General features: G+C 70.8%; 23 protein-coding genes. 14 read left to right on the forward strand and 9 right to left on the reverse strand.

Features of this window, described 5'->3' with window-relative positions; genetic code table 11:
- Positions 1–40: 40 nt before the first annotated feature.
- Complete coding sequence (locus ABZY45_RS09105; protein ID WP_356737665.1) at positions 41–1,498, forward strand: RICIN domain-containing protein; 1,458 nt, start codon at positions 41–43, stop codon at positions 1,496–1,498.
- Between the two features lie 161 nt (positions 1,499–1,659).
- Here ABZY45_RS09105 and ABZY45_RS09110 read toward each other — a convergent pair whose 3' ends face one another.
- On the reverse strand, positions 1,660–2,031 hold the full coding sequence (locus ABZY45_RS09110) for a helix-turn-helix domain-containing protein (RefSeq protein WP_356737667.1): 372 nt from the start codon (positions 2,029–2,031) through the stop codon (positions 1,660–1,662).
- An 83-nt stretch (positions 2,032–2,114) separates the two neighbouring features.
- On the opposite strand from ABZY45_RS09110, the gene ABZY45_RS09115 reads away from it, so the two are divergent.
- Complete coding sequence (locus tag ABZY45_RS09115; protein ID WP_356737669.1) at positions 2,115–3,044, forward strand: NAD(P)-binding domain-containing protein; 930 nt, start codon at positions 2,115–2,117, stop codon at positions 3,042–3,044.
- Positions 3,045–3,150: 106 nt separating this feature from the next.
- Positions 3,151–3,528 (forward strand): helix-turn-helix transcriptional regulator, encoded by a 378-nt coding sequence (locus ABZY45_RS09120; RefSeq protein WP_356737671.1) that lies wholly within the window; start codon positions 3,151–3,153, stop codon positions 3,526–3,528.
- Between the two features lie 91 nt (positions 3,529–3,619).
- Here ABZY45_RS09120 and msrA read toward each other — a convergent pair whose 3' ends face one another.
- The 3 genes from msrA to ABZY45_RS09135 form a co-directional block, all read right to left on the reverse strand.
- Positions 3,620–4,330, reverse strand: coding sequence for a peptide-methionine (S)-S-oxide reductase MsrA (gene msrA, locus ABZY45_RS09125; protein WP_356737673.1), 711 nt, complete (start codon positions 4,328–4,330; stop codon positions 3,620–3,622).
- A 69-nt stretch (positions 4,331–4,399) separates the two neighbouring features.
- The gene (locus tag ABZY45_RS09130) at positions 4,400–4,597 is read right to left on the reverse strand and encodes a hypothetical protein (RefSeq protein ID WP_356737675.1); all 198 of its coding nucleotides are present in this window, start codon (positions 4,595–4,597) and stop codon (positions 4,400–4,402) included.
- Positions 4,598–4,637: 40 nt separating this feature from the next.
- Positions 4,638–5,741 carry a hypothetical protein gene (locus ABZY45_RS09135; protein WP_356737677.1) on the reverse strand — a complete coding sequence of 368 codons (1,104 nt, stop codon included), beginning with the start codon at positions 5,739–5,741 and terminating at the stop codon, positions 4,638–4,640.
- 79 nt (positions 5,742–5,820) lie between these two features.
- Between ABZY45_RS09135 and ABZY45_RS09140 the strand changes: the two genes are divergently transcribed.
- A complete protein-coding gene (locus ABZY45_RS09140) occupies positions 5,821–6,966 on the forward strand; it encodes a cystathionine gamma-synthase (RefSeq protein WP_356737679.1) in 1,146 nt (381 codons plus the stop codon).
- A gap of 49 nt (positions 6,967–7,015) precedes the next feature.
- Here the strand turns inward: ABZY45_RS09140 and ABZY45_RS09145 are convergent, their stop codons facing one another.
- Both ABZY45_RS09145 and ABZY45_RS09150 read right to left on the reverse strand, forming a co-directional pair.
- The gene (locus ABZY45_RS09145; RefSeq protein WP_356737681.1) at positions 7,016–7,207 is read right to left on the reverse strand and encodes a DUF1059 domain-containing protein; all 192 of its coding nucleotides are present in this window, start codon (positions 7,205–7,207) and stop codon (positions 7,016–7,018) included.
- A gap of 79 nt (positions 7,208–7,286) precedes the next feature.
- The gene (locus ABZY45_RS09150) at positions 7,287–7,817 is read right to left on the reverse strand and encodes a MarR family transcriptional regulator (RefSeq protein WP_356737683.1); all 531 of its coding nucleotides are present in this window, start codon (positions 7,815–7,817) and stop codon (positions 7,287–7,289) included.
- A gap of 157 nt (positions 7,818–7,974) precedes the next feature.
- Between ABZY45_RS09150 and ilvA the strand changes: the two genes are divergently transcribed.
- From ilvA to ABZY45_RS09190, 8 genes are all read left to right on the forward strand, one after another.
- Positions 7,975–9,204, forward strand: coding sequence for a threonine ammonia-lyase (gene ilvA / locus ABZY45_RS09155; protein WP_356737685.1), 1,230 nt, complete (start codon positions 7,975–7,977; stop codon positions 9,202–9,204).
- A gap of 201 nt (positions 9,205–9,405) precedes the next feature.
- A complete protein-coding gene (locus ABZY45_RS09160; RefSeq protein ID WP_356737687.1) occupies positions 9,406–10,410 on the forward strand; it encodes an ATP-binding cassette domain-containing protein in 1,005 nt (334 codons plus the stop codon).
- A complete protein-coding gene (locus ABZY45_RS09165; protein ID WP_356737689.1) occupies positions 10,407–10,592 on the forward strand; it encodes a hypothetical protein in 186 nt (61 codons plus the stop codon). The genes ABZY45_RS09160 and ABZY45_RS09165 overlap by 4 nt, the downstream gene beginning before the upstream one ends.
- Positions 10,589–11,383 carry an ABC transporter permease gene (locus ABZY45_RS09170; protein WP_356737691.1) on the forward strand — a complete coding sequence of 265 codons (795 nt, stop codon included), beginning with the start codon at positions 10,589–10,591 and terminating at the stop codon, positions 11,381–11,383. Before ABZY45_RS09165 ends, ABZY45_RS09170 begins: the two co-directional genes overlap by 4 nt.
- Before the next feature lie 185 nt (positions 11,384–11,568).
- Positions 11,569–12,804 (forward strand): helix-turn-helix transcriptional regulator, encoded by a 1,236-nt coding sequence (locus ABZY45_RS09175; RefSeq protein WP_356737693.1) that lies wholly within the window; start codon positions 11,569–11,571, stop codon positions 12,802–12,804.
- A 94-nt stretch (positions 12,805–12,898) separates the two neighbouring features.
- Complete coding sequence (locus ABZY45_RS09180) at positions 12,899–13,135, forward strand: hypothetical protein (protein WP_356737695.1); 237 nt, start codon at positions 12,899–12,901, stop codon at positions 13,133–13,135.
- On the forward strand, positions 13,132–13,389 hold the full coding sequence (locus tag ABZY45_RS09185) for a hypothetical protein (protein WP_356737697.1): 258 nt from the start codon (positions 13,132–13,134) through the stop codon (positions 13,387–13,389). Before ABZY45_RS09180 ends, ABZY45_RS09185 begins: the two co-directional genes overlap by 4 nt.
- Positions 13,390–13,638: 249 nt before the next feature.
- Complete coding sequence (locus ABZY45_RS09190) at positions 13,639–14,424, forward strand: protein kinase (protein WP_356738752.1); 786 nt, start codon at positions 13,639–13,641, stop codon at positions 14,422–14,424.
- Between the two features lie 128 nt (positions 14,425–14,552).
- Here ABZY45_RS09190 and greA read toward each other — a convergent pair whose 3' ends face one another.
- Positions 14,553–15,050, reverse strand: a complete 498-nt coding sequence (gene greA / locus ABZY45_RS09195; protein WP_145803723.1) for a transcription elongation factor GreA — start codon at positions 15,048–15,050, stop codon at positions 14,553–14,555.
- A gap of 192 nt (positions 15,051–15,242) precedes the next feature.
- Complete coding sequence (locus ABZY45_RS09200) at positions 15,243–15,647, reverse strand: DUF4307 domain-containing protein (RefSeq protein WP_356737699.1); 405 nt, start codon at positions 15,645–15,647, stop codon at positions 15,243–15,245.
- Between the two features lie 97 nt (positions 15,648–15,744).
- On the opposite strand from ABZY45_RS09200, the gene mca reads away from it, so the two are divergent.
- Together mca and ABZY45_RS09210 are read left to right on the forward strand one after the other, a co-directional pair.
- Positions 15,745–16,626 (forward strand): mycothiol conjugate amidase Mca, encoded by an 882-nt coding sequence (gene mca, locus ABZY45_RS09205; protein WP_356737701.1) that lies wholly within the window; start codon positions 15,745–15,747, stop codon positions 16,624–16,626.
- A 1-nt stretch (position 16,627) separates the two neighbouring features.
- Positions 16,628–16,897: a hypothetical protein gene (locus ABZY45_RS09210; RefSeq protein ID WP_356737703.1), complete on the forward strand. Its 270-nt coding sequence runs from the start codon at positions 16,628–16,630 to the stop codon at positions 16,895–16,897.
- 92 nt (positions 16,898–16,989) lie between these two features.
- Here ABZY45_RS09210 and ABZY45_RS09215 read toward each other — a convergent pair whose 3' ends face one another.
- Positions 16,990–20,217, reverse strand: a complete 3,228-nt coding sequence (locus ABZY45_RS09215) for an ATP-binding protein (RefSeq protein WP_356737705.1) — start codon at positions 20,215–20,217, stop codon at positions 16,990–16,992.
- Between the last annotated feature and the right edge of the window lie 43 nt (positions 20,218–20,260).

The raw sequence follows: 20,260 nt of genomic DNA on the forward strand, positions 1-20,260 counted from the left end.
GCACACGACCCGCACACGTACGAGAGAGGAACGAGCACACATGCGTGAACACAGGAACAGGCGGAAATTCCGGCTCGGAGCCATGCTGACGGCACTGCTCCTGGCCGTCGGCGGAGTGCTGGCCGGCGGACTGCTGTCACCGGCAGGGGCTGCGACGCTGCCCTCGGCGGGGGGTGTCTATCAGCTGGCGGTGAAGAAGAGCGGCAAGTGTGTCGACGTGCCGGGGGCGTCGTCGGCGAACGGTGCGTCGTTGCAGCAGTGGGGTTGTACGGAGGGTGCGGCGTGGCAGCAGTTCACGTTGACGGCTGACGGGTCGGGGAGGTACCGGCTGGTCAACCGGAGCAGTGGTAAGTGCGTGGATGTGCCGGGTGGTTCGAGGGTGAGCGGGGTGCAGCTCCAGCAGTGGGGGTGCGCCAGTCAGACGAACCAGCAGTGGACGCTGACGGCGAGCGGGACGGACACGTTCCAGGTCGTCAGCGTGAACAGCGGTCTGTGCATGAGCCTCAAGGACGCCTCCACGGCCAATGGCGCCGCGATCATCCAGGAGACGTGCACCGCCAACAGCAACAAGCAGTGGGCCTTCAAGCCCGTCTCCGGGCGGACCTGGTCCGACAAGGCCGACGGCTTCGCGTCCACCGGGGGCGGCACCACGGGCGGCGCCTCCGGCTCGAGTGTCACCGTCACGAACTACGCGGACCTGGTGAAGTACGCCACCGCCGCCGCGCCCTACGTGATCAAGGTGGCCGCCGCGATCACCGTCAGCCCGTACGGTCACGAGATACCGGTCAAGTCCGACAAGACGATCGTCGGCGTCGGTACCTCGGGTCAGATCGTCGGCGGAGGCTTCTTCCTCGGCACCGGCATCCACAACGTCATCATCCGCAACCTCACCATCCGCGACACCCGGATGACCGAGGACGACCCCGACGACAAGGACTACGACTACGACGGCATCCAGATGGACACCGCCGACCACATCTGGATCGACCACAACCGCATCGAGCGGATGAACGACGGGCTCATCGACAGCCGCAAGGACACCAGCTACCTGACCGTCTCCTGGAACGTCATGGGCGAGCAGAACAAGGCCTTCGGCATCGGCTGGACGGACAACGTCACCGCCCGGATGACCATCCACCACAACTGGATCCACGACACCAACCAGCGCAACCCCAGCATCGACAACGTCGCGTACGCCCACCTCTACAACAACTACATGCAGAACGTGACCTCGTACGGAAACCTCTCGCGCGGTGCGTCCAGAACCGTCATCGAGAACAGCTACTACCAGAACGTCGCCAACCCGTACTACCCCGACACCACCGCCGCGTCCCTCACCCAGACCGGCAGCATCTGCGTCTCCTGCACCGGCAAGCAGCAGACCAACGGGACGACGTTCAAGCCCGGTGACCACTACAGCTACACCCTGGACCCGGCCGCGGACCTCCCCGCCCTGCTCAAGCAGTACGCCGGCCCGCAGAGCACCATCGGCGGCTGAGCCGTCGGCGGCAGCTGCCTGCCGCTGCCGCTGCCGCTGCCGCTGCCGCACCGGCCCGGTACGGAACAGAGCGTGTCCGTACCGGGCCCGTGGCTTGTGCCGGGCCCGCTGCCCGTCGGTGAGGCCCTCGGGGCGTTCACCGGGGCCGGAGTGCGGCGAGCTCAGGCGTGGGAGGTACCGGCCACATCGACCGTTTCGAGCTGTTCGCGACGCCTGCGCTCGGTCCCCCACACCCCGAGCGGCACCAGGGCCTGATTGAGCGTGCGCCCGTGCTCGGTCAGGGAGTACTCGACCCGCGGCGGCACCTCGGCGTACACCTCCCGGTGGACGAGGCCGTCCTCCTCCATCTCGCGCAGGTGCTGCGTCAGCATCTTCTCGCTCACTCCCGCCAGGCCTCGGCGCAACTCACTGAAGCGGCGCACCCGATGGGCGTCGAGTTCCCAGAGGATCAGTCCCTTCCACTTGCCGCTCACCACATCGAGCGCAGCGTCGATGCCGCAGATGTAGGGCCCGCATCTCGGCGCCTTGGCCATCGGTGATCCCCTAACTGGATGGTAAGTACCGCAGTAAATAGTGGGTACTTCCGAGAATAGTGACGCTCTCCGAGCATGGAGGGGTGAACGAGCCACAGAACCTCACCACCAGTCAGGGCAGCGACGCTGTCACCGTGATCGGGCTCGGCCCGATGGGCCAGGCGATGACGCGCACGCTTCTCGCCGCCGGCCACCGAGTCACCCTCTGGAACCGCACGCCGGCGCGGGCCGACGGCCTCGTCGCCGAAGGCGCGACGCTCGCGGCGACACCCGGCGAGGCGATCGAGAAGAGTGACCTCGTGCTGCTCAGCCTCACCGACTACCAGGCGATGTACGACATCCTCGGCGGTGCCACCGGATCGCTCGCCGGCCGGACCCTGGTCAACCTGAGCTCCGACACCCCCGAGCGGACCCGGGAGGCGGCCGCCTGGGCGGTGGGCCACGGTGCCACCTTCCTCACCGGAGGTGTCATGGTCCCCGCGCCGATGGTCGGCACCGAGGCCGCCTACGTCTACTACAGCGGCCCCGGCGAGACGATGCGCACCCACCAGGGGGCCCTGGCCGTGCTCGGCACACCCAGGTACCTGGGCGAGGACCCGGGCCTCGCCCAGCTGATGTACCAGGCGCAGCTCACCGTCTTCCTCACCACGCTGTCCGGACTGATGCACGCCACCGCGATGCTGGGGGCCGCAGGGATGAAGGCGCGGGAGGTGCTGCCCGAGTTGCTCTCCACGGCCGACACGACCAGTGACATCCTGCGGGCCGGCGAAGACAGCCCCGGCTCCGCGCTGGACGCCGGGGAACACCCCGGCGACCTCAGCACCGTCACGATGATGGGTGCGACGGCCGACCACATCGTCGAGGCCAGCAGGTCGCTCGGCCTGGATCTCGCGCTCCCGCTGGCGGTGCAGACCCACTACCGGCGCGCGATCGACGACGGACACGGAGGCGACAACTGGACGCGCATCATCGACGGCATCCGCGCGCCGCGCCGACCCGACCCGGCCTCGTGACGCGTCCTCAGACGCCAGGACGAAGACCGTTCTGCCGACAGCAGATCCGCCCGGCGCGGAGCGGATTCCCCACCCACGCCGGGCGCACCGCTCCTAGGCTGGAGCGATGAGCAGCCACGTACCGAACCGGGCCCGCGTCATCCCTCTGCGTCCCGTCCCCGCGGCACCGGGCCCTGGCCCCGCCGCCAGAGAGCCGCTCTGGCGGGACGTCGTCGGAGATGTCCTGCGCCGCGAGCGGCTCGCGCAGGAGCGGACCCTCAAGGACGTGGCCGAGGCCGCACGGATCTCCGTGCCGTACCTCTCCGAGGTCGAGCGCGGCCGCAAGGAGGCATCGTCCGAGGTGCTCGCGGCGGCGGCCCGCTCACTCGGGCTCGGCCTGGCCGACGTGCTCTCCCTGGCCCAGGGAGAGCTCGCCCGCCGCAGCTCCGGCTTCCGTACGTCTTCGGTCCGGGCCTCGACGGGCGAGGTGCGGCTGGCAGCCTGACCCCCGCAGGCGTGGGCGAGCGGGGCGCACCTCACTCCCCGGCCTGAGCGCCCCCACCGCCCGGAAGGTCAGCCGGCCGGCTCGCGCCTGATCACTGCGAGGCGGTCGGAGCAGGAGCGATGCCTGTCGGGCAGGCGCGGCCCCAGTTCGTCTCCGAGGGGGACTCCAGCGTGGCTCCCGTGCCCCCGATGCCGCAGTAGCCGTCGGGGTTCTTGTCGAGATACTGCTGGTGGTAGGCCTCCGCGGGCCAGAACGTGCGGCCCTCGGCCGGGAGGATCTCCGTGGTGATCGTGCCGAAGCCGGCGCCCGTGAGCACCTGCTGGTACGCCTCCCGGGACGCCTCCGCGGCCTCCGCCTGCTCGGCGGAGTGGGTGTACAGCGCCGAGCGGTACTGCGTGCCCACGTCGTTGCCCTGGCGGAAGCCCTGGGTCGGGTTGTGGGACTCCCAGAAGAGCTTGAGCAGCTCCGCGTAGCTCACGATCCTCGGGTCGAACACCACGCGGACCGCCTCCGTGTGGCCCGTCAGGCCCGAGCAGGTCTCCTCGTACGACGGGTTCTCCGTGTAACCGCCCTGGTAGCCGACGAGCGTCGTCCAGACGCCCTCGGTCTGCCAGAACTTGCGCTCGGCGCCCCAGAAACAGCCCAGCGCGAAGTCGGCGACCTCCAGACCCTGCGGATACGGGCCGGTCAGCGGGTTGCCGAGGACCGTGTGGCGCGACGGCACCGAGAATTCGGGGGTGGGGCGGCCTCGCAGGGCCTCCTCCGGGGTGGGGAGCTGCGGGGTGCGGTTGGTCAGGAACATGCGGTGGCTCCTCCGGGGGTCGGGGTTCGCTCGGTACAACACCGCGAGGGTGCCGTGGATTCCACGGCCTCAGGCGGCGGGCGCCGGAGGATCGCGGCGCTCGCCGGCCGGGGGTTCGCGGTGCTCGCCGGGCGCTCCGGCGGGGGGTTCGCGGTGCGCGCCGGCCGGGTTCTCGTAGGAGGCCATGTAGGCGGCCGTCTTCCTGCGCGCCCGCAGCCAGAAGAAGACGGCGAGGCCTATCAGGATCAGCGGGATCAGTCGTGCCATCGGGGTGCCTGTCCAATCCGGGGGAGAGCGGGCGAGCCGGTCAGTGGGGCAGGGTCGCGGGGCTGCCGCCATTGGCCTCGTACCCCGCTACGGCCAGCGCACGGTACACCGTGTACTCGGCGGCCGGGTCGGGGTTCTGGGTCCAGGGCAGGGCGCCCACGTGGCCGTCGATGTGGACGAGCTGGTGCATGGCCTCGGACCAGCGCTCCATGCGGACGAGGAACATCACCAGCAGGTGCCGCACGTGCGCGAGCATCGGGTCGTCCGCGCGGGCCGCGTGCACCGCGAACAGCGCGCCCTCGACCGCCTTCGTCACGACGGCGCCGCGGTAGAAGCCCTGCACCAGATTGACCTCGGGCAGGTGCTCGTACACGGCGAACAGCGGCAGGGCGGCGAGCAGCGAACCCCGCGGGGCACGGGCCGCCGCCGTCGTCGCGAAGCGCTCGGCCTCCTCGCGCGAGCCGTGCCACTTCTCGCACCAGAAGTGCAGCGCCGCGATGTGCGCGCCCATGTGCGCGGGGGCACGGTCGATGATCTTCGCCCACACCTGGTCGAACTGCTCGTGGGAGTAGCCCAGTCCGCGGGCGACGGCCAGCTCCACGATGTACGGCACGGGGTCGCCCGGGGCGAGCAGGGCCGCCTCGCCGCAGACCGTACGCGCCTCCTCCAGGATGATCCGGAAGTCGTCCGTGCCCACGGTGCCGGTCCGCCAGGCCTGTTGCACCAGGAACTCCGCGTGCACGGCCGCGGCGCCCGCGTCCTTCGGGGCCTCGGCCCGCCACGCCCGAAGCCACGCCCCGCCCTCACCGGGCCGCCGGGACAGCTCGATGGAGGCCGCACCGGCGAACGCCTGCACACGCTGCCAGCGGATCTCACTCTCCTTGGGCGTGCCCGCGAGCAGTTGCGAGGCGGCCTTCCAGCTCTGGGTGGCCTGGACCACGTCCAGGACGTCCAGGAGGTCCTGGTCGGGGCCGGGCATCCGGACGTCCAGCTCCTCCTGGCGCGCGAAACCGTACGTGTCCGGGTCGGCGGCGTCGGGTGAACCGGGCGCGACCTGCCGGATTCCGCCGCGGCGTCGCAGCAGGACGGGACCCACGACGGCGACGAGCATGCACACGGCGAGCAGGAACCACAGAATCTCCATGCGGTCCATTGTCCCCGGAGGCGTGACGGAGCGGCGAGTGGCCCGTAACCACCCGCTCGACCAACTACGCTCGGGCCGCATGAGCGACCAGCACAGCTTCGAGACCCTCGCGATCCACGCCGGCAACACGGCGGATCCCCTCACCGGCGCCGTGGTCCCGCCGATCTACCAGGTGTCCACGTACAAGCAGGACGGCGTAGGCGGGCTGCGCGGCGGCTACGAGTACAGCCGCAGCGCGAACCCGACGCGCACCGCCCTGGAGGAGAACCTGGCGGCACTGGAAGGCGGCCGTCGCGGGCTCGCCTTCGCGTCCGGCCTCGCGGCGGAGGACTGCCTCCTGCGGACGCTCCTCACGCCCGGCGACCACGTGGTCATCCCGAACGACGCCTACGGCGGCACGTTCCGGCTGTTCGCGAAGGTCGCCTCGCGCTGGGGCGTCGAGTTCTCGGTCGCCGACACCTCGGACGTGAGCGCGGTGCGGGCGGCGATCACCCCCCGTACCAAGGCCGTCTGGGTCGAGACCCCCTCGAACCCGCTGCTCGGCATCACGGACATCGCGGCCGTCGCCGACGTGGCCCGGCAGGCGGGCGCCCGGCTCGTCGTCGACAACACCTTCGCCAGCCCCTACCTTCAGCAGCCCCTCTCGCTCGGCGCCGACGTCGTGGTGCACTCCACCACCAAGTACATGGGCGGCCACTCGGACGTCGTGGGCGGCGCGCTCGTCGTCAGCGACCCGGCGCTCGCCGAGGAACTCGCGTACCACCAGAACGCGATGGGCGCCGTCGCCGGACCGTTCGACGCGTGGCTGGTGCTGCGCGGGATCAAGACCCTCGCCGTCCGCATGGACCGCCACGACGAGAACGCCGCGAAGGTCGCCGACCTGCTGACCCGGCACCCCAAGGTGACCCAGGTCCTCTACCCGGGGCTCCCGGAGCACCCCGGGCACGAGATCGCCGCGAAGCAGATGAAGGCCTTCGGCGGGATGGTGTCCTTCCGGGTCGCCGGCGGTGAGGAGGCGGCGGTCGAGGTCTGCAACCGCGCCCGGCTGTTCACGCTCGGTGAGTCCCTCGGAGGCGTGGAGTCGCTCCTGGAGCACCCCGGCCGCATGACGCACGCCTCCGCGGCGGGCTCCCCGCTGGAGGTCCCGGCCGACCTCGTCCGCCTCTCCGTCGGCATCGAGAACGCGGACGACCTGCTGGCCGACCTCACGCAGGCGCTCGGCTGACACGGCTCGGCGGCCGGGACGGCGTCCCGGCCGCCGTACGGCGTGAGGTTCAGACAGCGACCTTCTCGTCCTCCAGCATGCCCCGGATCTGTTCGCGCAGTTCCGGGCTGTCGGTGTGCTCGTGCACCGAGACCGCGTGTTCGGCGGCGGCCCGGACGACCTCGTCCTCCTCACCCGAAATGGCGAGTGAGCAGTGGGAGACGCTCGGATACTTGCGGCAGTCTGCGATCTTGCGTGTCATCACGGCCTCCTCGGCTCTCGCGAGTGCAGGCCCTTCCAGGGTAGATCCGAACGGCCGGGCGGACCGGCCGGGAAAACCCTCAGTTCTCCTGCGCCGGCTGGTGCGCGGCCTGCCGCGCGGCCAGGGAGGCGTTGAAGCGGGTCAGCAGGGCGCAGAACGTGTCGCGCTCGTCCTCGCTCCAGTCACCGGTCACCTGGGACATCAGCTCACGGCGTGAGGCGCGGACCTCCTCCAGGCGGGCCTGACCGCGCGGCGACAGCTGGAGCACCACGGCGCGCCCGTCCTCCGGGTGGGAGGTGCGCTTGACCAGTCCGGTGTCGACGAGCGGCGCGACCTGCCGGGTCACCGTGGAGGAGTCGATCCCCATGCCCGCGGCCAGGGCCTTGACGCCCATCGGGCCTTCCACGTCGAGCCGGTTGAGCAGCAGATAGGCGGCCCGGTCCATCGAGTTGCGGACCTGGCCGACCCCGCCGAGGCGGGTCTGCTCGGCACGGCGGGCGAAGACGGCCACCTGGTGCTGGAGTGCATCGAGAAGGTGGTCCGTTCCCGGATGTCCGGGGGTCGCGCCCCCGGAAGGAGACGCAGCAGTCGTCATGTCCTGAGGGGGCATGGCCGGGGGCTCTCTTCGTGCGGTGTCGGATGGGTGGGGGACAGAGTACGCGGCCACGGGGCAACGTGTACCAGCGCTGCACAAACCTATGGACACCACCGCAGGCCGCCATGAGATGCGACGGTCCCGCCCGCTCCGAGCTGCAAGACTTGCCGTCATGACCTTCCGTACGTCAGGCCCCTTTCCTCCGCTCATCCTCGACGACGTCCGGGGGGCGCAGAAGATGTTGTCGGGGGTGGCCAGAACGACCGGAATGGAGGGCAGTCGTCATCTGAGCTCACTCGTCGGCGCCCCGGTCCACCTCAAGTGCGAGAACCTCCAGCGCACCGGCTCCTTCAAACTGCGGGGCGCGTACGTACGGATCTCGGGCCTCAGCCCCGTCGAGCGCGCGGCCGGAGTCGTGGCCGCGAGTGCCGGAAACCATGCGCAGGGTGTAGCACTGGCATCGTCACTACTCGGCGTACGCTCCACGGTCTTCATGCCGGTAGGCGCGCCCCTGCCCAAGGTCGCCGCGACGCGCGAGTACGGGGCCGAGGTGCGGCTGCACGGGCACGTGGTGGACGAGACGCTCGCCGCCGCCCAGGAGTACGCGGAGCAGACCGGCGCCGTCTTCATCCACCCCTTCGACCACCCGGACATCATCGCGGGACAGGGCACGGTGGGCCTGGAGATCCTGGAACAGTGCCCCGAGGTACGCACGATCGTGGTGGGCGTCGGCGGGGGCGGGCTCGCGGCCGGCATCGCCGTGGCGGTGAAGGCACTGCGCCCCGACGTCAGGATCGTCGGGGTCCAGGCGGCGGGTGCGGCGGCCTTCCCGCCCTCCCTGGCGACCGGGCATCCCGTGGCGCTGGACTCGGTGCAGACCATGGCCGACGGGATCAAGGTGGGGCGCCCCGGCGACCTCACGTTCCCGCTGGTCCAGGAGCTGGTGGACGAGGTCCGCACGGTCACCGAGGACGAGCTGTCCAGCGCGCTGCTGCTGTGCCTGGAGCGGGCGAAGATGGTCGTGGAGCCGGCCGGGGCGAGCCCCGTCGCCGCACTGCTGAGTGATCCGAAGGCGTTCCGCGGGCCCGTCGTCGCCGTGCTGTCGGGCGGCAACGTGGACCCCCTGCTGATACAGCGCATCCTGACGCACGGCATGGTCGCGGCGGGCCGCTACCTGAGCCTGCGGCTCCGGCTCACCGACCGGCCGGGCGCGCTGGCCGCGATGCTCGCCACCCTGTCCGTCGCCGACGCCAACGTGCTCGACATCCAGCACGTGCGGACCGACCCCCGGCTCGGGCTCACCGAGGCCGAGGTGGAACTCCACCTGGAGACCAAGGGGCCGGAGCACTGCGAGGAGGTCGCCGCCGCGCTGCGGCAGGCCGGCTACACCGTGAGGGCCTGAGGAAAGGAACGGCGGCCCGGGCGCAAAACCGGTTGTGGGCCGCCCCGTATCCCCATAGCGTGCACCGCCGTGCGGTGCGCGAGCGGCGCGACGCCCGTGCGCGAGCGGTTCGTGACGGGCGCGATTCGTGACGGGCGCGACGGCACCGCGAATCCTAGGATCTGCTCAGGAGTACCCGAGAACCAACTGGGGGAATCCCGTATGCCAGGCGCCATTTACGCCGAAGGCCTGGTGAAGACCTTCGGCGATGTACAAGCACTGGGGGGCGTCGACCTCGACGTACCCGAAGGCACCGTCCTCGGCCTGCTGGGGCCCAACGGCGCCGGCAAGACAACCGCCGTGCGTGTCCTGACCACCCTGCTCCAGCCGGACAGCGGCCGGGCCGTGGTGGCGGGCATCGACGTACTGAAGAACCCCAACGAGGTACGCCGCTCGATCGGGCTCTCCGGCCAGTTCGCCGCCGTCGACGAATACCTCACCGGCCGCGAGAACCTGCAGATGGTCGGGCAGCTCTACCAGATGAGCGCGCGCGACGCGAAGAAGCGGGCGGGGGAGCTGCTGGAAAGGTTCAACCTCGCCGACGCGGCCGACCGCACCGCGAAGACCTACTCCGGGGGCATGCGCCGCCGCCTCGACCTGGCGGCGGCGCTCGTCGTCTCCCCGCCGGTCATGTTCATGGACGAGCCCACCACCGGCCTCGACCCCCGCAACCGGCAGCAGCTCTGGGAGGTCATCCAGGAACTCGTCGCCGGCGGTACGACGCTGCTGCTCACGACGCAGTATCTGGAGGAGGCCGACCACCTCGCCCACGACATCTGCGTCATCGACCACGGCAAGGTGATCGCCCGGGGGACCTCCGACGTGCTCAAGGCCCGCACGGGCGGCGAACGCGTCGAGGTCGTCGTCCACCGGCCCGACCAGATCGGCCCCGCCCGCACGGTGCTCGCCGCGTACGGCAAGGGCGAGATCTCCGTGGCGGAGCACACCCGCAAGCTGACCGTCCCGGTCACCGGCGGGGCCAAGCTGCTCGCCGAGGTCATCCGTGACCTCGACACCCACGGCGTGGAGATCGACGACATCGGGCTGCGCCGCCCCACCCTCGACGACGTCTTCATCTCGCTCACCGGTCACGCCGCCGAGCTGGAGAAGAACGGCCGGGACGCATCGACCGAGGCCGCCCAGAGCCGGAAGGACGACGGCACATGACCACCACCGTCCCGAACGCGCCGGCCGTGGCGCCGCTCAGGTCCGACTCTCCGGTCGTCGCCGAGCGCAGTCCGATCCGCATGGCCAGGATCCCGAATCCTGTTCGCCGAGGTGGATTTCAGTTCAACTCGACAGGACGTCATGACCTGCGCCTGAGCGCAAGGACGGAGGGGATGCAGTGAGCAGCACCGCCGACAGCCTGGTCATCGCCCGCAGGAACCTGATTCGGATGTCCAGGATTCCTGAGATGGTCCTTTTCGGGTTGATCCAGCCGGTCATGTTCGTGGTGCTGTTCAGCTACGTCTTCGGCGGCTCGCTCGTCGTCGACGGCTCGACCAGCGCCGCCGGGTACCGAGAGTTCCTGATGGCGGGCATCTTCGCCCAGACCGTCACGTTCGCCACGGCCGGCGCGGGCGCCGGCATCGCGGATGACATGCACAAGGGGCTCATCGACCGCTTCCGCTCCCTCCCCATGTCGAGGGGTGCGGTACTGACGGGCCGCACGCTGGCCGACCTCGTCCAGACCACGCTCACCGTCATCGTGCTCGCGATCGTGGCGCTCCTCGTCGGCTGGCGCATCCACGAGGGCATCCCGAAGGCTCTGGGAGCCTTCGCCCTCCTGCTCCTCCTCGGCTACTCCTTCTCCTGGATCGGGGCGCTGATCGGTCTGTCCGTGCGGACCCCGGAGGCCGCCACCTCGGGCGGACTGATCTGGCTGTTCCCGGTCACCTTCATCTCGAACGCCTTCGTGCCCACCGAGAACATGGCGAGCTGGCTCCAGCCGGTCGCCGAGTGGAACCCGTTCAGTGCGACCGTCCAGGCGTGCCGGGAGCTGTTCGGGAACCCCGGCGTCTCACCGTCCGACGCCTGGCCGATGCAGCACCCCGTATGGGCGTCCCTGATCTGGTCGGTGGTCATCATCGCGGTGTTCAGGACGCTGGCCGTACGCAAGTACCGCAAGGCGGCGAACTGAGCTGACGGTTCGAAGGGCCGACGATCAGCGGAGGTTCGCGGCGCGACAGCTGCCGCCGATCTTGATCCTCTCGACCGAGGAGGCGCCGAGCACCTCCGCCAGAACGCCCGAGCCCCCTTCAGGCAAGTGCTGGAGGGGGCTTCGCGCATACCTGGGAGGGCATACCCTGGCGAGGAGGTGATTCGATGTCGTCGCTCTCTGAGAACGTCCGCAACCATCGCCGCCGGGTCGGGCTGAGCCAGGAAGGGTTGGCTGAAGAGGCCGGGCTGTCCGTGGGCGTGATCCGCAAGGTCGAGCAGGGCGGCAACGTCCAGGTCGAGACCCTTCATATGCTCGCGAGAGCGCTGGGCACCACGACGTCCAGCCTGTTCGCCACCGAGGCGCCCGAGCCGGTCCATGTGAACGCGGGCGATGGCCCGAAGCTGACCGAACTTCGTCGGGCACTCATGCCGCCGGTCGGCCTGATCGAAACCCTCGCCGAGCCTGAGCAGGTCATGCCCCTGCCGGCCATCCAGCGGGACATCGACGACAGTCACGCCCTTTATCACGCGGATCGCTACGACTCGGTAGCCAAGCGGCTGCCCGGCATCCTTCGTGGAGCCGAAGCCGCGGTGACCTTCAGCGAGGACGACGAGGCCCGCCAGGAAGCCCTCGCGGTGCGAGCCAACGCCTTCCTGCTGGCCGGGAAGTACCTGACGCAGATCAGGCGCTACGACATGGCTTACTACGCGCTCTCGCAGGGCATCAGGGACGCCCGCGAGACCGGGCGCAAGTACGTTGCGGCGACGGGAGTCGTCGGCATGGGCTGGCTGCTCCTGCGCCAGGACCGCTTCGATGAGGCCGAGCGTCTGGCCGCCGCGACGGCCGAGGAGATCGAGCCTCGCCTTTCGACCGCCACTCCCGGCCAGCTCGCCGTATGGGGTGAGCTGCTTCAGCGTGTGGCCTCGGCCGCGATGCGAAACAACCGCCCGGACGTCGCCAAGGAGGCCAGGCGCATGACCGCGACGGCCGCCAGCGCGCTGGATGTCGAGCACGTCAACTTCCGTGAGCACTGGACCACGTTCGGGCCAGTCACCGCCGAGGCGAAGGTGATCGAGGATCTCTCCTTGATCGGGGATGCTCGCGGAGTTCTCCACCGTGCCGACGAAGGTGTCGTGGGTCGCAAGGCGCTCAAGAAGTACGGCCGGCCGAGCGCGAACAACTGGGACCGGCATCGCCTCGACGTCGCGAGGGCCCACGCGCTGCTCGGTTCGCACACGGACGCCATGGACGAGCTGAACGCGATCAAGCGCTCGTCTCCGGAGTGGCTGCGGCATCAGAGCATGGCGCGCTACATCATGGGCGACATCCTCACCGGCCGGAAGCGCACACTGAGCGCCGACATGCGCGAGATGGCCGTTCACCTGGGCGTTGGCGGCTAACTACCACGCTTCGTGGCACTTCCTGGCGGACAGTCAGGTAAGTGCCACGCTGCGTGTCTGGGGCGCCCCGCTCACCCCTCGTAACTTGATGGTCATGGCGAGCAACCAGCAAGCTGAGCCCCGTATCGAGATCGGCTCGGTCATGAGGGACACGGAGTCGGGCCGGATCGGGGTCGTGCAGCGGGCTCCCGAAGGTGCGGTCCGCTTGCACGCCCTGTCCAGTGACAGGCACTGGGAGGTCGACCCCGACGCCCTGGCTGAGCTGACCTCGGTCGAGGCGCTCAGCGCCCGCGTCGCGATCGCCAACTACTGGTCCAGGAAACGGGTATGACGTCCGTCCGTGCCGTCGTCCGGCACATCACGTGGACCATCACCCCGGACCAGGAACCGGACGCCGAGCCGGTGACCTACCGACTCCGGTGCGTCGTCTGCTCCGAGAAGTCGGACCGGTTCGAGGACTGGGAGAAGCCGCAGGACTGGGCGCTCGCGCACTCGGGCCGGAACCCCTCGCATCACACGTACCGCGAGGAGATCACCCGCCCGTGGAGAACGTTCATGCACGCGGAGCCCGGCGTCCCCTCGTGATGCGCCGAGCGACAGCCCGAGCGGCGGGCCTCCTGGTGGACTGGTGGCCGCCGCTTCGATCGGCTTTGTCCTCGTGTTCGCCTGGCGAGCGCCGGTACCAATGCCGCCCGGTCTGACTCGGACGACGGGCGCGACTACCCGGTCGCCCCGGTGGCAGGCGCGGTCGGTTCCAACGCCGGCCCCGCCCCTGTGAAGGGAGCTACCCCCTTGCCTGTGAAAGAACTGCCCATCGTCATCCTCGACGGGTTCATGCCCACCTCTCAGCGCCTGGTCCTGGACCGGCGCGGCTCCTCCGTGTGGGAGATCGAGAGCGAGCGCGGTCGGTACGCGGCGAAACTCGGCTACCCCAACGAGTCGGGCGAGGGCCCGGCCCAGCCGTGGACCGCCCTTGCTCCCGCCAGGGAGGGGCACATCCTCAACATGCTGAACGAGGAGCCCACGGCCTTCGGCGAGTGGGAAGAGGGGACCTGGAACGTCCAGCCCTGGCGCGAGGGCCCCAATCTCTGGCAGCTCTGGGAGGGCTGCCGGGTACCGGGCTCGACCACGGAGCCGCACCAGAGCGTCGCCCTCGCCTGCGCCGAGGTTCTCGCCGAGTTGCACGGAAAGGGCTGGACGCACTCCGACCTCCAGCCCGCGCACTTCGTCGTCGGACCCGAGCGGACGCACCTCATCGACCTCGCCCTGGCCCGAGGGGGCAACGTGGCCCGTGGCTTCGACTTCCCGTTCCGTGGCTGCCTCGTCCACTACGAAGCGCCCGAGATCTCCCGCAGCGTGCTGGAAACCGGGTGGGCCGAGCCGACGCAGGCATCCGACATCTACGCCTTCGGTGCCTCACTGTTCATCTCCGCCACCGGGGTGCGGGCTGTCGAGTACCCGGATGACGCCCCGCGTGCTGTGCAGCGCCAGGCGATCGTGGACGGCCGGCACCGGGACGTCACGATGCCGGGCCCGATGCGCAGCGTGGTGCGGGAGATGCTCCGGTACGACCCGAAGGACCGGCCCACGATCCACGAGGTGGGCAAGGCCCTGAGCTGACGGCACACCGAGAGCCCCTGACCGGACGGATCAGGGGCTCTTCGAGGTCAGCTCGCAGGAGTCGGTCTCTTCTGTCGCGCAAGAGGGAGCCCGGCACCTGCGGCCGGGGCTCCCTCTTGCGCCGTGGATCAGCCCTGGTACGGCTTCGCGGAGATGATCTTCACGGTGGCCTTCTTGCCGTTCGGCAGCTCGTACTCAGCGTCGTCGCCCACCCGCTTGCCGTTCACGCCCGTGCCGAGCGGTGACTGGGGGGAGTACGTCTCGATGTCGGTGCTCGCGTACTCGCGGGAGGCGAGCAGGAAGGTGACCGTGTCGTCCGGGTCGCCGTCGAAGGCGATCGTCACGACCATGCCGGGCTCGACCACGCCGTCGTCGGCGGGGGCCTCGCCGACCTTCGCGTGCTCCAGGAGCTGGGTCAGCTGACGGACCCGGAGCTCCATCTTGCCCTGCTCCTCCTTGGCCGCGTGGTACCCGCCGTTCTCGCGGAGGTCACCCTCCTCACGGGCCGCCGCGATCTTGACGGAGATCTCCGTGCGCGCGGGACCAGACAGGTACTCCAGCTCCGCCTTCAGCTGGTTGTACGCCTCCGGCGTGAGCCAGGTGACGTTATCGCTGGTCTGGGTCACAGGGTGCTCCTCGTCGGTGCTGGGAATACAAAGCAACGCCCTACCCCAAGCATGCGTTGCCACGGGTGGGCGAAACAACGAGCCTAACAATTCCGCGCGAAAAGGGGGAGAAGGTAAAACGTCACACGCGCGTCCGCGCAGGTCGGCGGGGGCGTGTGCGGGGCGGCGGCGGCGCGCTCCCCGGTGGTGCGGTCAGCCGCCGGCGGTGCAGGCGACGAGCTCCACGGCGGTCGCCCGGGAGGTGGTGCGCAGGGACACGACCTCGTCGATCCGCTCGGTGCGCTCGTCGAACCGGAAGTCCGCGCGTCCCACCTCGGCGCCGTCCTCGCTCAGGGCGCGGAGGGTGCAGTGCCCGTCGGCGTCCTGCTCCTTGCGCACCTCGAGGTGGGCCTCGGCGCGGCTGTCGGAGGCGATCCGGGACTTGATGACCTCGGCGCTGATGTCCTGGCCTGTGACGTAGTCGTAGCCGAACCAGCCGATCATGCCGACGAAGGCCACACCCAGCACAGAGCCGATGATCTTCAGCTTGCGGTCCGCGCGCTGGTCCCGGGACCGGCCGTAGCGCTCCTCGGGCAAGGCCTCGCGCACCGCCGCCATGATCGTTCCTCCAGTACAGGGGATCGTGGAATTTTCCACCCCCCGGTTCAGTCACTATAGAAGCCGACCCACGCGACCGATGACTGAGGACCGAGTCTTGACCGAGCAGCTGAGACTGATGGCCGTGCACGCCCACCCCGACGACGAGTCGAGCAAGGGCGCGGCCACCATGGCCAAGTACGTGTCCGAGGGGGTGGACGTCCTGGTCGTCACCTGCACAGGGGGCGAGCGGGGATCCATCCTCAACCCGAAGCTCCAGGGGGACGCGTACATCGAGGAGCACATCCACGAGGTGCGCAAGAAGGAGATGGACGAGGCCAGGGAGATCCTGGGCGTCAAGCAGGAGTGGCTCGGCTTCGTCGACTCGGGTCTGCCCGAGGGTGACCCGCTGCCGCCCCTGCCCGAGGGCTGCTTCGCCCTGGAGGACGACGAGACGGCGGCGGGGCGTCTCGTCGCGAAGGTGCGTGCCTTCCGGCCGCAGGTGATCACCACCTACGACGAGAACGGCGGCTATCCGCACCCCGACCACATCAAGACGCACACCATCTCGATGATCGCCTTCGAGGGGGCGGCGGACACCGAGAGGTTCCCCGAGTCGGAGTTCGGCCCGGCCTGGCAGCCGCAGAAGCTCTACTACAACCAGGGCTTCAACAAGCCGCGCACCGTGGCCCTGCACGAGGCGCTGCTCGCCCGCGGGCTCGAGTCCCCGTACGGCGACTGGCTTGAGCGCTGGAAGGAGTTCGAGCGCGCGGAACGCACGCTGACCACGCACATCCCGTGCGACGACTTCTTCGAGATCCGCGACAAGGCGCTGATCGCGCACGCCACGCAGATCGATCCGGACGGCGGCTGGTTCCGCGTCCCGATGGACATCCAGCGGGAGGTCTGGCCGACCGAGGAGTACGAGCTCGCCAAGTCTCTGGTCGATACCTCCCTCCCCGAGAGCGACCTCTTCGCGGGCATCCGCGACAATGCCTGATATGTACGCGACCCAGGCACTGACGCAGCTCGTCCCGCTCGCCGCCGATGAGCTCGACAAGAACAAGGTGACTCCCGGCGTCCTCGGCTTCCTCGTCTTCGCGGCACTGGCCGTCGGGGTCTGGCTGCTGATGAAGTCGATGAACCGCCACATGGGCAAGGTCAACTTCGAGGAGGCCCCCGACCCGGACGCGCAGCCGGACCAGGAACCGGCGGCCACCGCGGGCGGCCAGGCCTCGAAGAGCTCCGCGGGCTCTGCCGGCAAGGGCTGACGCGGCGGGGCGGGGCGAACAGCCCCGGCCCACCCCGCCGCGCTCTCCGCGCCCGTGGGCGTACGCTTCGGCGCCGCGCCCGCCCGGGCCCGTCAGGGGCGCACGCCCACCGGCACCCCCATGACCTCGCGGGCGTGCCGGGACGGGGTCAGGCCGAGGCGCCAGGCCTGCCAGCCGTCGTCCAGGGTCACCCCGCGGTTCAGGATGATCCGGAAGGCCTCCGCGCAGTCCTCCAGCTTCGCGTCCCGCAGCGGGTGGGCCGCCTCCAGCAGGTCCGACAGCTCCTGCTGGGCCACGGCCGTGCCCACCTCGCTGCCGCCCGGTGAGGCGTACGGCAGGAGTGTGCACCGCAGGAACGCCGCCCAGTCGCCGCCCCGGACGTCGCCGTACGAGGCGAACAGGGTGATCGCCTCGCCGCACAGCTCCAGCGCCTGGGCGGCGCGGTTGTTGCCGCCGTCGATCAGGGCCAGCTCCAGGCAGGTCCACGCCTCCCCGTGCGCCACCCCGATGCGCCGGAAGTCGGCCCGGGCGTCCACCAGGAGCTGCCGGGCGAAGCCTGAGTTGCGCAGGTTGCCGGTCTGCGCGGCGCGCTGGTCGCGGGTGACCCGGCCCGAGTGGTGCCGGGCGCACGCCAGCCCGTAGACGTCCCGCATCCGCGAGAACATCGTGCGGGAGCGCTCCAGCTCCCGTACCGCCTGGTCGGTGTCGCCGTCCTCCTCCAGCGCCTGCCCCAGGTAGTAGCGCGTCCAGGCCTCGCCCCGCGCGTCCTCGTTGGCCCGGTGCCGGGCGAGGGCCCCGCGCAGCTCCTCCACCGCAGGAGCTGTGCTGCCGACGTCCCCGTCCATCAGCCGGGCGCGGGCCAGCTGGGTCAGGGCCCAGGCCTCCCCACGCTCGTCCCGGGTGCGGCCGTACAGGTCCAGCGCGGTGGTCAGCTCCTCCTCGGCCCTGGCGACCTCGCCCATCCGCAGACAGACCTGGCCCAGCTGGAAGTGCGACCAGGCCTCGCCGTGCAGCGACTCGCCCTCGCGGTGCAGGGCCAGCGCGGTGTCCAGCAGCGTCAGGGCCTCGGCCAGATTGGCCCGGTCCCGCTCGACGGCGGCCAGGGCGTGCAGGGACCAGGCACGGTCCTCGGCCTGTTCCGGTGACGCCTGGAGGCCGATCGCCTCCCGCAGCCGCGCCGACGCCTCGGTCAGATTGCCCTGGTGGTGCAGGGTGATGCCCAGGGAGCAGAGCGCGAGCGCGGCGCCCGCGTCGTTCTGGGCCTCGCGGTAGAGGCCGACCACGGAGGAGAGCGTGGTGCGGGCCTTGTCGAGCTCGCCGAGCTGCCGGGCCGCGATGCCCGTACGCCACTGGACGGACCGTTCCAGGAGCCCCTGGTCGACGGAGCGCGTCAGCTCGCTGATCTCGCCGAGGCGGTAGAGGTCTCCGCGCAGCAGGCAGTAGTCGCACAGGGCACCCAGCAGATGGAGCACCGCCCCCTGGTCGACGCCCTCCGCGTGCCGGAGCGCCGAGGTGATGAAGCTCGACTCGTCGTCCAGCCAGCGCAGGGCCGCGTCCAGCGAGCTGAAGCCGTGCGAGCCGAACTGCCCCGCACGGGTCGACATCTTGCCGTCCACCATGCGGATCACCGCGTCGGCGAGCTCCGCGTAGTTCTGGACGAGCCGCTCCTGCGCGGCGGTACGGTCCGCCGCCGGCTCCTCGTCGACCAGCCGCGCCAGCGCGAAGGCCCGTACGAGGTCGTGCAGCCGGTAGCGCGCACCGCGCACATGGACCAGCAGCCCGGCCCGGGACAGCGTCTCCAGCAGCCGGCCCGCCTCCTGTTCGTCCGAGGACAGCAGGGACGCGGCGGCCGCCGCGCCCAGGCTGGCACGCCCCGCCAGGGCGAGCCGGCGCAGCAGCCGCCTGGCCGGCTCGGGCTGATCGGTGTAGCGCAGCCACAGGGCGCGCTCGACGGGCTCTACCGGGCCGTACGCGCCGAGGGCGGCAGCCAGTTCGGCGCGGGTGCGCGCACCGAGGGCGGAGCCCGCGACCCGCAGGGCGAGCGGCAGCCCACCGCACAGCTCGACGACGGCGTCGGTCGACGGGTAGTCGTACGGACCGGCCTCCTCGTCCTGCGCCGCCTCGCGCAGCAGTTCCTCCGCGCCCGCCGAGTCGAGAGCGCCGACAGGCAGGTGGTACACCCGCGCCGGGATGTCCTCGGGCAGTTCGAGCGGCTCGCGGGCCGTGACGAGCACCAGGCTGTCGGAGCGCTCGGGCACGAGGGTGCGGACCTGCGCGACGTCGGTGGCGTCGTCCAGGACGATCGTGACGGGGGTGCCCGTCAGGTGCTGGTGGTAGAGCTCGCTCAGGCGCCGCACCTGCTGCTCGGCGGAGGACCCCTCCCGGAACAGGAGCTGCTCGCGCGGGGCGCCAAGCCGGTTCAGCAGATGCAGCAGGGCGTCCCGGGTCGGCAGCGGGCTCTCGCCCGCCACGTCACCGCGCAGATCGACCACGCACGCGCCCCGGAACTGGTCCTTGAGCGCGTGCGCGGCCCGCACGGCGAGAGCGGTGCGGCCCGAGCCCGGAGCGCCGTGCAGGACGACGACGGTCGGCCGGGTCTCCGTGGCGGCGCGTGCGGCGTGCACCCACCGCGCGATCTGGGCCAGTTCGGTCCTGCGGCCCGCGAACGGGCCGTCAGCGGAGGGCAGATGACCGAAGGACTGCTCCAGGAGCGAGCGGGTGCGGGCAGCCGCGCTGCGGTCGCCCCCGCGCAGCTGCGCCACCACCGACGCGGTCGCCTTCTTGGGGGTGCGGGTCGCGGCGGTCAGCACGCGCTGCTGGTCGAGGAACGGCCGGATGCCCCGCACCTCCAGGGCCGTCAGCCACTGGAGGCGCAGCTGTTCGGGGCCGCCGGGCTGGTTCAGCTCTCCCGCCCTGCGATGGGCCGCGGGCCAGTGCGAGGCGGTCACGCGGGCCACCGTCGCCGTGGTCCCCGCGACGGCGACGACCGCGCCCGCGCCCAGGGCCAGCCCGGTCGCGGTGCCGAGCGCCAGGTCCGCGCCGAAGGCTGCTGCCGCGGCGACTCCGGTCACCAGCAGGGGAGTTCCCAGGGTCGCCCGGCTGAACCGCGCCGACAGCGGCTGCCGGCCGGCTCCGGCGGCGTCCAGCGCCTGGACGTACGCGGCGTACTCCTCGGCCGCGCCCGCCGCCATCGTGTCGAGCGCGCCCCGCGCACGCGCCAGCAGCGCGCCGGAGTCCGTCCGGCCGCCCGTGCGTCGTGCCTCCTCCTCCACGGCGCGTACCAACAGCCTTTCGGCGTCCGCCCGATGGCTGTCCCGCATGCGTCCCCCTCGTCCCCGGCCTGGACCTCGACCGGAACCACTG

The organism is Streptomyces sp. NPDC006516, from assembly GCF_040611875.1.
Classification (GTDB): domain Bacteria; phylum Actinomycetota; class Actinomycetes; order Streptomycetales; family Streptomycetaceae; genus Streptomyces.